Consider the following 14862-nt stretch of genomic DNA (forward strand, 5'->3'; position numbering starts at 1 on the left):
GACCGGTCTCACACATCCGCCTGCTGGTACTGCCCGAGAAAGTCGAACTCCCGGTCGACCACACGGAACAGGAACAGCGCGTCGTGGTTGTATCCGTTGGCCGAGGTGTACGCGACGGTCCGGCTGATGCCCTTGTAGGCCACCTCGCGCATACGACGTACGATCGCCCCGCGTTCCGTCAGGGGCGAGTCCCCGCTCGCGCACACCTCGGCCAGGAACAACACCGCGTCGTACGCCTCCGCCGCGTACCAGCCTGGACGCTCCCCGTACCGTGCCTCGTACGCCTTGGTGAACGCGCGGGCCGCCGGGGCGGCCGTCGGATCGATGAAGGTGGTGGCGAACACCCAGCCGTCGGCTGCCGGGCCCGCGCTCTTCAAGAACCGTGTGCCGAAGGCCCGTTGGGTCGCGACCCGGGCCCCGGAGAACCCGGCCCCGCGCAGCGCCGCCGCGAAGGCACCCGCCCGCTCCTGGCCCCCGCTGAACACGACCGCGTCCGCGCGATCCGTGACGACCTTCGTGGCGAGCGCGGTGGCGTCGAACTTGCCTGCGGCGACACTCGTGACGCTCGTGTCCCTCCCGTCACGGCCCAGTGCCCGCTGGATGAAGTTGCAGAGGGCCCAGGCGAAGTCGCCCTCGGCCCGGTCGTCGACCAGGAACACCTTGCGGGCGTCGACCTTGCCCGAGAGATAGACGTTGCACGGGGCGGCGAGCAACTCATCGGTCGGCGACAGTTGTGCATGCGAACGCAGTGTGGACAGGCCGGCCTCCCTGACCTGCGCCGTCACCCCCACCGAAACGGTGACCACGGGCAGCACGGCCTTGGTGTACGTGGTCTCCGTGGCGAGGAAGCAGTCGTCCGAGGTGGGCCCCAGCACCGCGAGGACCCGCTTGTCCGCCACGAGCCGTCGGGCCCGGTCCAGGGTCCGGTCGGGCTCGCCCCCGTCGTCGTACGCCCGAAGTTTCAGCCGCAACGGCCGGTCGGCGTCGGCGTTGACGCGCGCCACGGCCAGCCGGGCGCCGTTGAGCTGGGCCCGCCCGACCTCGCCGGTCGCGCTGGAGAGGTCGCCCTGGAAGGCCACGGCGAGTTCGGTGCGTGGGGCGGACGACGGTGAGGCGCCCGCGCCGGCCTTCCTGCCGCCACGGTTGCTCCACCACCAGGCTCCGCCGCCGGCCGCCAGCACCCCCGCCGCCCCCGTGGAGCCGAGCGCCAGGAACCGGCGGCGGCTCGCGCCCGGGGGCACGGCTTCCGGCCGCTTCAGGGACGTCACCGTCACCGCGTCCGAGCCCATCGGACCCTTCGTGACCGCGACGGCGTCCCCACGCGCGGTCGAGGCCGGTGCCGACACCCGGGTCGGTTCGATCGCGCCCATGGCGAGCACGATCGCGGACCGGTCCGCGATCAGCCGGGTCACCGGCTCCGGCAGCCACCGCTCCCGGTCGGCGGGCACGGCCGCGTCGAGCGCCGCACCGACCTCGACGGCGGTCGGCCGCCGCGCCGGGTCCTTGTCCAGGCACGCCCGTACGACCGGTTCCAGCGCCGCCGGGAGGCCGGCCAGCTCCGGATCGTCGTAGACCGTGCGCAACAGCATCCCGGCGGCCGCGCCGCCGCCGAACGGCCGTACGCCGGTCGCGGCGAAGGCCAGGACGCAGCCCAGCGAGAAGACATCGCTGGGCGGGCCGACCCCCGCGCCGCGCGCCCGGGCCTGCTCGGGCGACAGGAAACCGGGCGAGCCCACGATGACGCCGGTGGACGTGAGCGCCGTACCCTCCGGCGTGCGCGCGATACCGAAGTCGATCAGGCGCGGACCGTCCGGGGCCAGCAACAGGTTGCCCGGCTTCACGTCGCGGTGCACCAGCCCCGCCCGGTGGACGGCGTCCAGTGCCTCGGCGAGCCGCAGCCCCAGCACGCACACGGACGCCGGCGACCACGGCCCGTGATCCTCCAGCGCCTCCGTGAGCGAGGGACCCGGTACGAACGCGGTCGCCAGCCACGGATCCTCCGCGTCGGCGTCCGCGCCCAGCAACGGGACCACCCAGGGGCTGTCCACCTGCCGGGCCACCTCGATCTCCCGGCGGAACCGGGCCCGGAACCCCGCGTCGTCCGCGTAGGACGCCCGTACGACCTTGACCGCGGCGAAGGCCCCGCCCGGTGCGCGGGCCAGGAAGACGACGCCCATGCCTCCGGCACCGAGCCGTCGCAGCAGGCGGTAGTCGCCCAGCCGCGACGGATCGGTGGTACGCAGCGGCTCCATCAGGCTGTCAACGGCGCGGGGCCGCCGTACACGAACGCCCCGTCCTCGACACGCCAGAGGTAGGCGCCGGTGCCGTCGATGGTCGGCAGGCCGTTCTTCTGGAACCCGTACGTCCTGGTGACGCCCTGGTACTTGGCGGCCCGCAGCGCGGTGAGCAGTTCCTCGCGGGTACGGCTCTTGGACGGGAGGTCCCCGAGCGACTTGAGCACCATGGAGGTCACGTCGTAGGCCTCCGCCGCGTACCGGGGCGGCGCCTTCTTCCACCGCTTCCGGTAGGCGCTCACGAACGCCTTCGCCTCGGGGATGTCCGTCGGGTCGACGACCGGTGCGACGATCGTCCACCCCTCGGCGGCCTCCTTCGCGGCCGTGAGGAAACGCGGGTCGAGCAGGGCCGGTCCGGAGGCGCGGGCACCGGAGAAGCCGCGCTCGCTGAGCGTCCGGGCGAACGACGCGCCCCGGTCGGGCAGACCGGCGAAGGCGAAGGAGTCGGTGCCGACGGCCAAGAGATCGTCCACCGTGTCCCCGAAGCCGGACCGCAGGGTGCTGACCACGCGGGGCAGGAACGGCTGCCCGGCCGTGTGCAGTTGCCTGCTCAAGCTGCTGCTGACCTCAGCGCCGTAGTCGTCGGCGGCCCGGTCGACGACCAGACCGATCCTGCGCGGGCGGGTGCTCCGCAGGACCGCGTCGAGGTAGACGGGTAGCACAGAGTCGGGCAGCCGTGTGTGCAGGAACGAGCGGAAGCCCTGCACGACGAGGGCGATGGCGCCGGGGGACACCGCGAGTACGGGCAGGAGGGCGGCGTCGTACGCGACCAGCGCGGACATGGCGGTCGCGTCCGTGGTCGGGCCGACCACGGCGAGGACGGAAGGGTCATCGGCGAGTCGCTTCGCGAGCCGGGCCGATTCGGCCGGGTCGCCGGCGTCGTCCACGGCCCGCACGTCCACCTGGAAGGGGGCGTCGCGTCGCGCGTTGAACTCCTCGACGGCCAGCCGCAGTCCGCGTTCCTGGGCCTTGCCGGTGGCGCGCTGGTCGCCGCTGAGGTCGCCGTGCAGCGCGACGGTGTAGGCGGGGCGCCGGGAGGCGACGGCCGGCTTCTTGGCGCCCGAGCCGTCGTCCCTGCCCAGGGCCCACCAGGTCGTGGCGCCCCCTGCGGCGAGGAGCGCGCCCGCGCCGGCGAGCAGGATGCGACGCCTCGCCGGCGCTTCGGGCGGGTCGGTGGCCGCCGTGGGCCGGGTGTCGTCGGTGCCGGACGCCGGGGACGCGGTGTCGTCGTCGGAGGCGGAGCGCCGCGGACCGCTCCCCTTCGGGGACCCGCCGCCCGGGGCGGTGCCCGCGGGCGGGGGGTCGGCCGAGATCTCGGTGTGGTCGATGTCCGGCAGCGCGAGCGCTTCGGTCGAACGCCGGGCGATCAGCCTGATGACCTCCTCGGGGAGCCAGGAGGCGGGGACGGTGCCAGGCGCGTCGGCGGGCTCGGCCGGCGTCTCGCGGACTTCGGTATCGCGGACCTCGGCCTCGTCGTCCGCGCCCTCGGCGGCCGTGCCCCCCTCGTCGTCCGCGGCCTCGGCAGGCGTCTCGGCGGGTGTCTCACCGGACCCTGCGTCCGGGCCGTCCGCCGCCCCTCCGGGAGCCGAACTCTCCATCCCCTCCCCGGAGACTCCGCCCTCCGCGGAGTCTCCGGGCAGCAACTCCCGTACGACCTCCTCCACCTCGGGTCGGCGAACCGGGTCCTTCTCCAGGCAGCGGGACAGCAGGTCAACCAGCGCGGCCGGGACACCGTCGAGGTCGGCCGGGTCGTGCACGGCCCGGTAGAGGAGCGCGTCGAGTGCCCCCGCGCCGAACGGCGGGCGGCCCGTCGCCGCGAACGCCAGGACACAGCCGAGGGAGAACACGTCGCTGGGCGCGCCGATGGTCTGACCGCCACGCCCTTCGGCCTGCTCCGGCGAGAGATAGCCGGGCGTGCCGACCACGAACCCCGTCGCCGTGAGCGAGGTGTCCTCGGGCGCCCTGGCTATTCCGAAGTCGATGAGCCGGGGCCCGTCCGGCGCGAGCAGGACGTTGCCCGGCTTGAGGTCCCGGTGGACCAGCCCCGCCCGGTGGACCTCGCCCAGCGCCAGCGCCAGCCGGCCCCCGAGGATCCGCAGCCCGTGCTCGGTGAGCGGCCCGTGCGCGGCCACCGCCTCGGCGAGGGACGGACCGGGTACGTACGCCGTCGCCAGCCAGGGCGCCTCCGCGTCCGCGTCGGCGTCCACCAGCGGCACCGCCCACGGGCTGCTGATGCGCCGGGCGACCTCGACCTCACGCCGGAACCGTCCCCGGAAACCCGCGTCCTCGGCGTACTCCGCCGCCAGCACCTTGAGCGCCACCAGCGAGCCGGCCGACGTGCGCGCGAGATACACGACGCCCATGCCGCCGGCGCCGAGCCGGCCGAGCAGACGGTGGTCGGCGATCCGCGCGGGATCGGAGGAACGCAGCCGCTCCATCAGCCCTCGCCTCCGCCCAGCTCGTATGCCACCCGGTCGAGCATGGTGACGGTGCCACGGGTCACGTACGGCTCCAACTCTTTGACGGTGTATCCCTCGGCGCCCTTCAGCGACACCGCTACGGTCACCTGGCCGAGCCGAGTGACCATCCACCGGTACATGGCCTCGCCGCCGGCGGTCAGATAGACGCCGTCCTCCAGGATCGAGTCATCGGCGTAGTTGTTGTCGCGTATGCCGCGGGGGGTGCCCACGGACATCAACTTCGCGATCCGCTCGTCGGCGCGCACCTGCTGCTCCGGGCAGCGCAGCGCCTCCTCCAGCGTTTCGGACAGATGGTCGTCGGCGCCGAGCACCGTGGTGTGCACGGTCACCGTCGCCGTCACCCTGACCGTGCCGCGCTTCCCGGTGCCCGGCAGTTCGCTGTAGAGGGACAGCGAGGCGAGCACACCGTCGGGCAGTGCCCGACGCTGCCACCGGCACTCCTCGTCCAGTACGGCGGCCGTGCCTTCGGCGCTGCGGGCGAGGGGTTGTGCCCGGAAGCCCGCGCCCCAGTCCTGTGGCCGCATCGCGACCGCCTCCGCCAGCGCGGCGCCCTGCTGCCTCGAACGGGGCACGCGATCCGGGTCCGCCTCGAACGGCGTCATGGACGGTGTCGCCGACGGCTTCCCGCCCTCCGCCGACACCTGCCCGGTCGCGGAAGCGGAAGGTGTCGGGGACCCCGACGCCTTGGCACCGGGCTCGGCCGCCTGCTTTGACGCCCCCACGCTGCAACCGCCCAGCAGCACCGCGGCGGCGGCCCCCGACGCGACGGCCCTCAGCCGCCAACCACCTCTTCGTCCAGCCGATTTGTCGTCCATCGCCGTCCCCTCCACCGCGATACCCCGTGCGTGACCGGTGATCGTACAGAGGTACGCAATCCCGGCGGGAGCGGTTCCCGGGAGTCTCTTCGCACACGCCCGAAGCATTGACGCGGAAGAAGAACTGTCCCACTCTGAACAGATGTTCAGAACAAACGTTCAGAACGCGGGCCGTGATACGGACAGTTGCGGCGAGGGGCACACCAGCAGGCACACCGGCAGCCGCGCCGACGTGGTGGTGATCGGCGGCGGGATGGCCGGCATGGCGACGGCGCTGCGCCTGCAGGCGGCGGGTCTGTCCACGATCGTGCTGGAGGCGCACGGCCACGCGGGCGGCTGTGCCGGCTACTACCGCAAGCGCGGCTTCTCCTTCGACGTGGGCGCGACCACCCTGGTCGACTTCGGCCCCGGAGGCGTCGGCGGCGAACTCCTCGACAGCGTCGGCATTCCCCTGCTGGACGCACAGGAACTACCGGGCTACCAGGCACACCTGCCGGACCGACAGATCGTGCTCCACCGTGATCAGACCGCCTGGCACGCCGAACGGCTGCGCACGCTCGGCGACAGCGAGCGGCATCGCGCGTTCTGGGACCTGCTCGACCGGCTCGCGCACACCTTCTGGCGCGCCAGCCGGGCGGGCGTACGGCTGCCGATCCGCGGCCCCGCCGACGCCCTCCACGACCTGCGGGCGGTCGGCTGGTCCGGACTCCCGTACGCCCGGCACCTGAACCGGACCCTGGGGGACGCGCTGCGGGACCACGGCCTGCGCGCGGACGCCGCGCTGGTCGGGCTGCTCGCCATGCTCGTCGAGGACACCGTCCACACGGGTGTCGACGACGCCCCCCTCATCAACGCGGCGCTCGGGGTGACCATCCGGGGCGCGGGCCTCAGCAGACACAACGGCGGCATGCACGGCTTCTGGCGCGTGCTGGTCGGGCGCTACCGAGAGCTGGGCGGCTCACTCCGGACCGCCTGCCGTGTCACGCAGATCCGACACGCGGCCGGTGGCTACCGGTTGACGACCCGGCAAGGGAGCTTCCACGCCCGCCGGATCGTCAGCGCGGTCCCCGCCGTCACCACGGCGGCGATCTGCGCCGGGCTCCCCGTCGCCCCCAGACTCCGGAGATACCTGCGACGCGACGCGGATGCCGTCGGCGGCGCATCGGTCGTCTTCCTCGGAGTCCCCGAATCCGAGGTCGCGGACCGGACACTGACCCACCATCAACTGCTCCGGTCCTACGACCGTCCCCTCGGCGACGGCAACAACATGTTCGTCTCCGTGTCCGCCCCCGGAGACCCGCTCAGCGCACCGCCCGGCCATCGCGCCGTGATGATCTCCACCCACACCGACCTCGTCGACTGGCGCGACCTCGGCCCGGCGGAGTACGAGCAACGCAAGAAGGAGACCGGGGAACAACTCCTAGCCCACGCACGGCGCGTGTACCCCCGGCTCGGGGAACGCGCCGTGATCGCCCAGACCGGGACGCCCCGCAGCTACGAACGGTTCGCCTTCCGGCCGCAGGGCGCGGTCGGCGGCGTACGCCAGCGCCTGGCCAACACCAACCAGCACGCGATTCCGCACGACCTCGGCGGCCCCGGCCTGTGGCTGGTGGGCGACTCGACGTGGCCGGGCCTCGGCACCGTCGCCTGTGTGCTGGGCAGCCGCATCGTCGCCGAAGGACTGCTGAAGGAGAGAAGACGCGCGGGATGACCGCATCCGAGAACCCAGGACCCGCCGGGCCACCGAGCCCCCCGGCCCCCGGTCTGCCGACCCTGGCCGAACTCGGCGAGGATCTGCTCGTCACCACTCGCCGGCGGCGGATCGTCGCGCTGGTCCGGCCGGGCGCCGGAGTGCTGGCCTTCGCCGGCGCGGTGTGGCTCGGCTGGTGGTGGCTGACACCCGTGATCGTGTTCGGGATCTTCGTCGCCGTCGTGACCGTCACCCACGACGTGGTGCACCGCACGATCGGCCTGTCGCCACGCGCCACCGACTGGGCGCTGTTCGCGATGGGACTGGCCCTGCTGGAGAGCGGCCACGCCTACCGCGCCACGCACACCCAGCACCACCGCCTCTTCCCCCACCCCGACGACCCGGAGGGCCATCCCGCCGAACTGTCCCTCCTGGGCGCGATCTGTCACGGCCCCGTGTTCCTCGTTCGCCTCTGGTTCTGGTCCTACCGGCGCGGACGGGACCGGCGCTGGCTGCTGGCGGAGGCCGTGGCCCCGTTCGCCGCGCCGGTCGGGGGAGTGCTGCTCCTGCCGTACACGCCGGGACTGCTGGTCTATACGGTGATGGCGATCGTCGGAAGCTGGGTGTACCCGCTCCTGACGGTGTATCTGCCGCACCACGACTACGGAGACACCCCGTTGACGCAGACCCGCACGCTGCGCGGGAGGATCATCCCCGCCGTCTTCCTGGAACTCACGTACCACCTGGAGCACCACCTCTACCCGCGGGTGCCCAGCCACCACCTCCCGGAACTGGCGCGCAGACTCGAAGGCCACTTCGCCGCCCACGGAGTACGGCCGGTGCGCGTTGTCTGACACCCGCGGCACCCCCGAAACGGGCAACGGCCGTGGCGCTCAAGGTGCTCGTGGCACCCGTGACCGGGTCCTGGAAGCCGCCCTCGTCTGCCTGGTCCGCAACGGCTACGGCGGGACCACCGCGCGGGCGATAGCCCAGGCGGGCGACTTCGCACCCGGAGTGATCTACTACCACTTCGCGGACCTGGACGACCTGTTGGTGGCGGCGCTGGAACGGACCAGCGGAGCCCGCATCGACCGCTACCGGGCCGAACTGTCCGGTATCGACCGTGCCGTTCCCGCGATCGCACGGCTGCGCGAGCTGTACGACGAGGACACCGAGACCGGGCACATCGCCGCAGTCCAGGAGCTGTACGCCGGGGCGAGACCCGGAACACGGCTGGCGGCCCAACTGGCCCTTGAAACCCGGAAATGGGAGGACCTGGCCGAGGAACAGCTCACGGTCCTCCTGCGCGGCAAACCCCTCGCGTCCGTCGTCCGGGTTCGCGTACTCGCCGGCGCCGCGGTGGCCTTCTACCTCGGTATGGAAACCCTCACCCACCTCGACGGCGACCGTTCCCGCCCGGCCACCCTCTTCGCCCAGGCAGCCCGGCTCGCCGCGATCTTCGACCGCGTACCCCGCCTGAAGAGACGGGCGCGCCGGGTGCGCTGACCGAAGGAGTGGAAAGTGGAGAGAGTGGAAGGTGCCGAAGGAGTAGAAGGAATGTCCGTGAACGTCCCCCACCCACCCCCGCCGCCCACCCCGAGGCTCGCCCTCCGGCAGATGACGGAGGACGACCTCGACGACATGGCCGCGCTGCTCGGGGACCCGGACGTGATGCGCCACTACCCTCGCCCCCGGACCCGGGAGGAAGCCCTGGCCTGGATCGACTGGAACCAGGGCCTCTACCGGCGGGAGGGGTACGGACTCTGGCTGGTCACTCTCCGCGCCACCGGCGAGTTCGTCGGCGACTGCGGTCTGACACCGCAGGAGATCGAAGGAGTCACCGAGTTGGAGGTCGGCTACCGCGTCCGGGCCGGCCTTCAGGGGCACGGCTACGCCACCGAGGCGGCGGCAGCCTGCCGTGACCACGCCCGCGACGTCCTCCACGCGAAGCGGCTCGTCGCGATCATCCGCCCCGACAACCGCCCGTCCCAACGGGTCGCGGAGAAGATCGGCCTCCCCTTCGAACGCGACGCGATCTCCCGCTCGGGCCTCCCGGTCCACATCCACGCCGCGTCCCTGTGACGGTTACCGCCCCGGCCCCTCGGCCCGCGCCTGCGCGGGCGATCCGGACCTGATGCGTGGCCGAGCGTGGTTCACCGCGCGTCACCCGTCGCCAACCTTCCCTGCACGGTGGCGGGTTCGTCGGCACCCGAAGGTGTTCCCGTCCCGCCGCCACTCCGGTGGATCAGTGTCACGCCGAGCACCGCGAGCAGGGAGGCCGCGGACAGTGTGTACAGGCCGCCGTTGGTCGTGCCGGTCGTGTCCTTGAGGTAGCCGAAGAGGGTGGGGGAGACGAAACCGCCCAGGTTTCCAAGAGAGTTGACGACCGCGAGCCCCGGCGCGGCGATCCTCAGGTCGAGCCCCGACTGCGCCATGGGCCAGAACAGGGTGGCCGCGCACTTCCCGCCGACCGCGGCCAGCGTGATGGCCGCCAGGCCGAACCAGGGGGAGCCCAGCGTGGCCAGGAAGGTGCCCGTGGCGGACAGGACCAGGGCGGCGGCCAGGTAGGGACGGCGGTCGGGGGCGCGGTCGGTGAACCGGCTCACCGAGTACATCGCGATCACCGCGCAGATCCACGGGATCGCCGACAGCAGACCGATCTGGAACGGCGACAGCCCGCCGATCTCCTCGACCAGACTGGGAAGCCAGAAGGTGATGGCGTACCCGGTGAGGGCCATCGCGAAGAACACCGTGGTCAGCAGTGCGACCTGAGGGTGGACCAGCAGCTTCAGCCGCGACACCCTGGGGGCCCGGCTGCGCGCCTCCTCGTCCCGTGCGACCGCCGCGCCCAGCGCGTCCTTCTCCTCCGCGGTGAGCCACTTGGCGTCCTCGATGCGGGAGACGAGGAAGAACCCGGCGACGAAGCCGACGACGATGGAGAACAGCCCTTCCAGCACGAACATCCAGCGCCATCCGGCGAACCCGCCGACGCCGTGCAGTTCCAGCAGCGCCCCCGTGATCGGCCCGGTCACGATGTACGCCGTGGCCGAGCCGCCCAGGAAGATCGCGCTCGCCCGGCCCCGGCTGGAGTCCGGCAGCCACTGGGTGAAGTAGAGGAGGACACCGGGGAAGAAGCCGGCCTCCGCGACACCGAGGAGGAAGCGCAGCCCGTAGAACATCCATACGTTGTGGATGAAGCACATCGCCACGATCACCAGACCCCAGGTGATCATGATGCGGGTCAGCCAGACGCGGGCCCCGAAGCGCTCCAGGAGCATGTTGCTGGGTACTTCGAACAGGGCGTACCCGATGAAGAAGAGACCCGCGCCGAGTCCGTACGCGGTGGCGCTCACCCCGACGTCGGCCCGTAGCTCGTCCTGCACGAAGCCGACGTTCGTCCGGTCCATCTGGTTGATCAGCAGCATCAGGACGAGGATCGGCAGCATGCGGCGCAGGAACTTGCCGACGGCACGCCGTTCGGCATCGGGTATGACGCGTTCTGACATCGTTGTCTCTCCCTCCGGTTGTTCACATGCGTGAACCACCGTCACGTACGTAGGAATGGCGGGAACCTTACGGAGGGCTTGCCTCCGGGTCAATGGGCTGGTCCCGTAATCACGTATGTGAACTGGAGGGTGAGGGTGCTGTGTGGGAGGGGGGTTCAGTCGGCGTAGACCCTGCCCTGCTTCACCACGAAGTGGGCGGGGTCGGAGCAGCCGAGCGAGGGGGTGAGCAGCAGACTCACGGTGAGCGGGGCGGGCTCGGTGCCGGCGGTCGAAAGCTGGCAGACGGCGCCCTTGCCCGTGAGCGGGTACCAGAACCAGCCGTCCACGTCTCCGACGGTCACGCGGTCCGACTCCTTCCAGGCGCCGGCGGACCGCGTGTAGACCTGCAGGCGTACGGAGGCTGCGTACTCGTCCTCCGTCGAACGCAGTGCGGTCAGAGTGATCTTGTAGTCGGACCCCAGGACGGACGAGGCGATCTGTTGTGTCTTCGGCGCGGCGGAGTCCGCGTTCGACGCGCCGGCGCCGGCGGCTCCGAGAGCGGCGGTCAGCAGGACGGTGAGGGCCGCGGCGGTGCCGCGACGGGTGCGGGTCGAGCTCATGTGTTCCCCCGTCGGAACGAGTCGGGACAAAGAGTGGTTTTGTTCCGTTCGGTGAGGAAGACGAGGCAAACGGTTCAAAGGTTGTGTGGCGGCCGACGATGTCCCCGGATCGAGTGGATGAGGAGCAGCGCGATGTCGTCGCTGCGCGGCGCGGAGCGACGGGTGTGCCGGACGAGGGTGTGCCGGACGAGGGTGTCGGCGACCGCGGTCATCGCCGTCGGCCCTGCCTGCGCCGGCCGAGGGCCCGGCATCGGAAGGCGCGCACAGGGACCCCGCCCGACGTCCTCGCCTCCCGGGCAGGTCAGAGCGGACCGCCGCCGAACCCGATCTCGTTCCCGTCCGGATCCTCGTACGTGACCTTGCGTACGCCGTTCGCGTAGGTCTCGCGGGTCCTGGGCTCCAGGCCCCGCCCGGCGATCCCGGCGACGCGGGCGTCCAGGTCGTCGACGAAGACGGTGTGCAGGGCGTGGCCGCCGCGTCCGGGCCGGTGCTCGATGTACACATACCGGTGCTCGGACAGCTCCCACACGGCCTCCGCGTCGTTCGGGAAGAACGTCGGCGGGGAGCCGAACAGACGCTCGTACCAGGAGAGCGCCGCTGTGTAGTCGTTCACGGGAATACCTGCGAAGAGGACGACGGGCATGACCCCATGGTAGGTCCGGCGAAGCGCCGGCCCGCACCCCGAACGGCGAAGCGGTGGGTGCGGGCGGCGCGGGTTCCGCCCAGGTGCGCCGTGCGCGTCAGACGCCGATCCTGGCGGCGATGATCGGGGCGAGACGGTCGGTGATGGCGCGGTGCCCCTGGTCGTTGGGATGGACGGAGTCGGTGAGGTCGCCGGAGCCCAGCCAGCCCGTGGTGTCGACGAAGGAAAGCCGGGAGTCCCCGCCCGCGATCGCCCCCTGGACGGCGGCCTCGGTCTGCGGGACGAACCGGCCGCGGAAGGTCTCCAGCGCGAAGATCCAGGCCTGCGGATGGGCGGCTCGGACCTTGCGCAGCAGACTGGTGTAGGCGGCCTGGAACTGCGCCGAACTCACCCCGTGGCCCACGTCGTTGGTGCCCAGGTTGATGACGACGGCGTCGGCTCGGTAGCGGGCGGTGTCCCAGTCGGGTGTCGCCGCGTTCGGGTTGAGTTTGGTGTACTGCCGCTCCAGACCCACGCACCCGTCCGCCGCGGCGACCAGGCACGCCCCGCCCTGGGCGATCTGCGTGTGCTCGGTGCCCAGCCGCTCCCCGATCAGCCAGCCGTACGCGGTACGGGCGTTCTGCGAGGTCGTCGTGCCCACGGTGATCGAGTCGCCGACGAACTCGACCGTCCTGGCCGGCGCGGGCGCGGCGAAGGTGGTCGCACCGCTGTCCAGGACCAGCCCCTGGAATACGGCGTCACCGCGATAGGAGCCCGCCACCACCTGGTAGTTGACCTGGAGCGTGTGGCGGCCGGAGGACAGCGCGGCCGGGGTCAGGTTCACCGTTCCCTTCACGTCGTCGTAGAACTTCACGGGCCCGTTGTCGATCCGCGCCCAGAAGTCGATCGTGCCGCGCTGCTTCAGCTGGACGGTCCGCCCGGTGAAGCCGACGCGGTAGTAGGCACCGGCCCAGTAGGGCGTGTACGCGGTGCTGGAGCCGGCGGTGTCCCAGCGTCCGACGAACTTGATGTTCGGGTCGCCGGGCTGTCCGGGAGCGGCCGGCTTCACGGAGGCGGACGCCGTGCCGCTCAGGGCGGTACCGATGACGGAGGCAAGCCGGCCCGCGAACTTGGTGTGGCCCGCCTCGTTGGGATGCCCGTTGCCGTCCTCGTAGTCGGCGCCGTCCGTGAGCCAGCCGCTCGTGTCGACGTAACGGACCTTGCCGTCCCCGGCGTTGTTGCGCGCGCCGACGGCCGCCCTGGTCTCGGTGACGTACCGCTTCTTGAGCGTCTGCACCGCGAAGAGGACCGCGTCCGGGTACTTGGCGCGGACGTCCCGCAGGAAGGCGGTGTACGCCGACTGGAACGCGGCACCGGACACCCCGTGCCCGATGTCGTTGGTACCGAGGTTGATGACGACCGCGCTCGCCCGGTAGCGGGAGAAGTCCCAGTTCGTGGCGCCCGTACTGGCCGACTTGAAGAACTGACCGCTCAGTCCGGTGCAGCCGGACTGCGCGACGAGGCAGTAGCCGGAGCGGGCGATCTGCGTGTGCCGCATGCCCAGCCGCTCGCCGGTCTTCCACGCGTACGAGTCGAGCGCCAGCCGGTCGGTGAGGGCACCGGCGGTGATGGAGTCGCCGACGAACTCGATCAGCCCGGCCGACGCCCCCGGAGCGACCGTACGGGCCCCGGAGTCCAGGACCAGGCCCTGGAAGGCCGTGTCCCCGGACCGGTAGGTGATCCGCAGGGTGTGCGTGCCCGACGCCAGGGGCTGGGGGGTGAGGTTCACGGTGCCGCGTACGCCCGCGTGGAAGACGTCGGGTCCGCCGTCGACGCTGACGTAGAAGTTGACCGCGTCCCTCGCCTTCACCTTCACCGTGGTGCCGGTGAAGGACGTCTGTACGTACGCGCCGGTCCAGTTGGCGACGGCCGTCGTGCCGGAACTCGTGTCCCAGCGGCCGACGTAGGCGATGTTGGGGTCGGAGACCGAGCCGTCGCCCGGCGCGGCGTGGGCGTGGGTGATGCCGGCCAGCGACACCAGACAGGCGACGAGCACGGCCGTGAGGACGGCCGCGAGGCCGCGTCTGCCGGACCTGTGGGGGGAGGTCTGCATGGGGATCCTTTCTCACCGGAAGTGGGAGCGCTCCCATGAGCAGCCTTCCCACGGAACCAGCGGGTCGGATCGCGGTCAAGGGGGCCTGCGGTGAAGGAAGTCGGCCCATCGCCCGGACGTGGAAGCCCGGCGTGATCCCCGATGCCAACCTCTGTGCCATCGCGACCATCGCCGGCGCCTCGTTCACGTGGTGCTCCGCGTGGATGTGTTCCGGGTTCTCAGCCCGCGGCCCTCCTGATGAGCTCGCCGATCCGTGCCTCCGTGTCCGCGGTCAGTTCCGTGAGGGCGTACGTGGTGGGCCACAGGGGGCCCTCGTCGAGCTGTGCCTGGTCGCTGAAGCCGAGCGTGGCGTACCGGGACTTGAACTTCTGCGCGCTCTGGAAGAAGCAGACGACCTTGCCGTCCCTGGCGTACGCGGGCATGCCGTACCAGAGCTTCGGTGAGAGGTCCGGCGCTTCGGACCGGACGATCTCGTGCAGCCGTTCGGCGAGGACACGGTCCGCGTCCGACATGCCGGCGATCTTCGCGAGCACATCGCTCTCCCCGTCCGCCTTGGCCGTGCGCGGGCTGCGACGCGCGGACGCCTTCAGCTCCTGGGCGTGCTCCTTCATCGCGTCGCGTTCCTCGGCCGTGAACCCGTCGAACCTCGCCTCGGCCGTGCCGCTGCTCCGGGTGGACTTGCGTGTGTTCGTCATGGTGGGTTTCCTTCCTCGCACTGTCTGAATCTGTTCGTAGAACTCGGT

The 14862-nt window shown here is 71.7% G+C and carries 13 protein-coding genes; 4 read left to right on the forward strand and 9 right to left on the reverse strand.

From position 1 onward, the window contains the following. Positions 1–8: 8 nt before the first annotated feature. The 3 genes from OG858_RS43040 to OG858_RS43050 are packed head-to-tail and all read right to left on the reverse strand — an operon-like array spanning position 9 to position 5589. On the reverse strand, positions 9–2252 hold the full coding sequence (locus tag OG858_RS43040; protein ID WP_086751226.1) for a bifunctional serine/threonine-protein kinase/ABC transporter substrate-binding protein: 2244 nt from the start codon (positions 2250–2252) through the stop codon (positions 9–11). Further along, entirely contained in the window at positions 2252–4732 is a 2481-nt protein-coding gene (locus tag OG858_RS43045) for a protein kinase domain-containing protein (protein WP_328543872.1), read from the reverse strand. The genes OG858_RS43040 and OG858_RS43045 overlap by 1 nt, the downstream gene beginning before the upstream one ends. Then, positions 4732–5589 carry a hypothetical protein gene (locus OG858_RS43050; protein ID WP_086753076.1) on the reverse strand — a complete coding sequence of 286 codons (858 nt, stop codon included), beginning with the start codon at positions 5587–5589 and terminating at the stop codon, positions 4732–4734. Before OG858_RS43050 ends, OG858_RS43045 begins: the two co-directional genes overlap by 1 nt. A 142-nt stretch (positions 5590–5731) precedes the next feature. Here OG858_RS43050 and OG858_RS43055 point away from each other — a divergent pair, with 142 nt between their 5' ends. Genes OG858_RS43055 through OG858_RS43070 form a run of 4 tightly spaced genes read left to right on the forward strand, consistent with a single transcriptional unit; the run spans position 5732 to position 9361 of the window. After that, positions 5732–7300, forward strand: a complete 1569-nt coding sequence (locus tag OG858_RS43055) for a phytoene desaturase family protein (protein ID WP_086753078.1) — start codon at positions 5732–5734, stop codon at positions 7298–7300. Continuing rightward, positions 7297–8133, forward strand: a complete 837-nt coding sequence (locus tag OG858_RS43060; RefSeq protein WP_086753080.1) for a fatty acid desaturase family protein — start codon at positions 7297–7299, stop codon at positions 8131–8133. Before OG858_RS43055 ends, OG858_RS43060 begins: the two co-directional genes overlap by 4 nt. Next, positions 8126–8785 (forward strand): TetR/AcrR family transcriptional regulator, encoded by a 660-nt coding sequence (locus tag OG858_RS43065; RefSeq protein ID WP_179201409.1) that lies wholly within the window; start codon positions 8126–8128, stop codon positions 8783–8785. The genes OG858_RS43060 and OG858_RS43065 overlap by 8 nt, the downstream gene beginning before the upstream one ends. Before the next feature lie 51 nt (positions 8786–8836). Beyond that, positions 8837–9361, forward strand: a complete 525-nt coding sequence (locus OG858_RS43070) for a GNAT family N-acetyltransferase (RefSeq protein ID WP_319065308.1) — start codon at positions 8837–8839, stop codon at positions 9359–9361. A 71-nt stretch (positions 9362–9432) separates the two neighbouring features. Here the strand turns inward: OG858_RS43070 and OG858_RS43075 are convergent, their stop codons facing one another. The 6 genes from OG858_RS43075 to OG858_RS43100 form a co-directional block, all read right to left on the reverse strand. Further along, positions 9433–10785, reverse strand: a complete 1353-nt coding sequence (locus OG858_RS43075; RefSeq protein ID WP_319260112.1) for an MFS transporter — start codon at positions 10783–10785, stop codon at positions 9433–9435. A 155-nt stretch (positions 10786–10940) separates the two neighbouring features. Then, positions 10941–11384: a hypothetical protein gene (locus tag OG858_RS43080; RefSeq protein ID WP_086750024.1), complete on the reverse strand. Its 444-nt coding sequence runs from the start codon at positions 11382–11384 to the stop codon at positions 10941–10943. Between the two features lie 74 nt (positions 11385–11458). Then, a complete protein-coding gene (locus OG858_RS43085) occupies positions 11459–11596 on the reverse strand; it encodes a hypothetical protein (protein WP_179201184.1) in 138 nt (45 codons plus the stop codon). A gap of 89 nt (positions 11597–11685) precedes the next feature. Beyond that, positions 11686–12027: a VOC family protein gene (locus tag OG858_RS43090; RefSeq protein ID WP_037698275.1), complete on the reverse strand. Its 342-nt coding sequence runs from the start codon at positions 12025–12027 to the stop codon at positions 11686–11688. A 97-nt stretch (positions 12028–12124) separates the two neighbouring features. Further along, positions 12125–14119 (reverse strand): SGNH/GDSL hydrolase family protein, encoded by a 1995-nt coding sequence (locus OG858_RS43095; RefSeq protein WP_086750023.1) that lies wholly within the window; start codon positions 14117–14119, stop codon positions 12125–12127. Between the two features lie 218 nt (positions 14120–14337). Next, the gene (locus OG858_RS43100; RefSeq protein ID WP_086750022.1) at positions 14338–14814 is read right to left on the reverse strand and encodes an iron chaperone; all 477 of its coding nucleotides are present in this window, start codon (positions 14812–14814) and stop codon (positions 14338–14340) included. Positions 14815–14862 lie beyond the last annotated feature (48 nt).

This window comes from Streptomyces europaeiscabiei (assembly GCF_036346855.1).
GTDB classification, from domain to species: Bacteria; Actinomycetota; Actinomycetes; order Streptomycetales; family Streptomycetaceae; genus Streptomyces; species Streptomyces europaeiscabiei.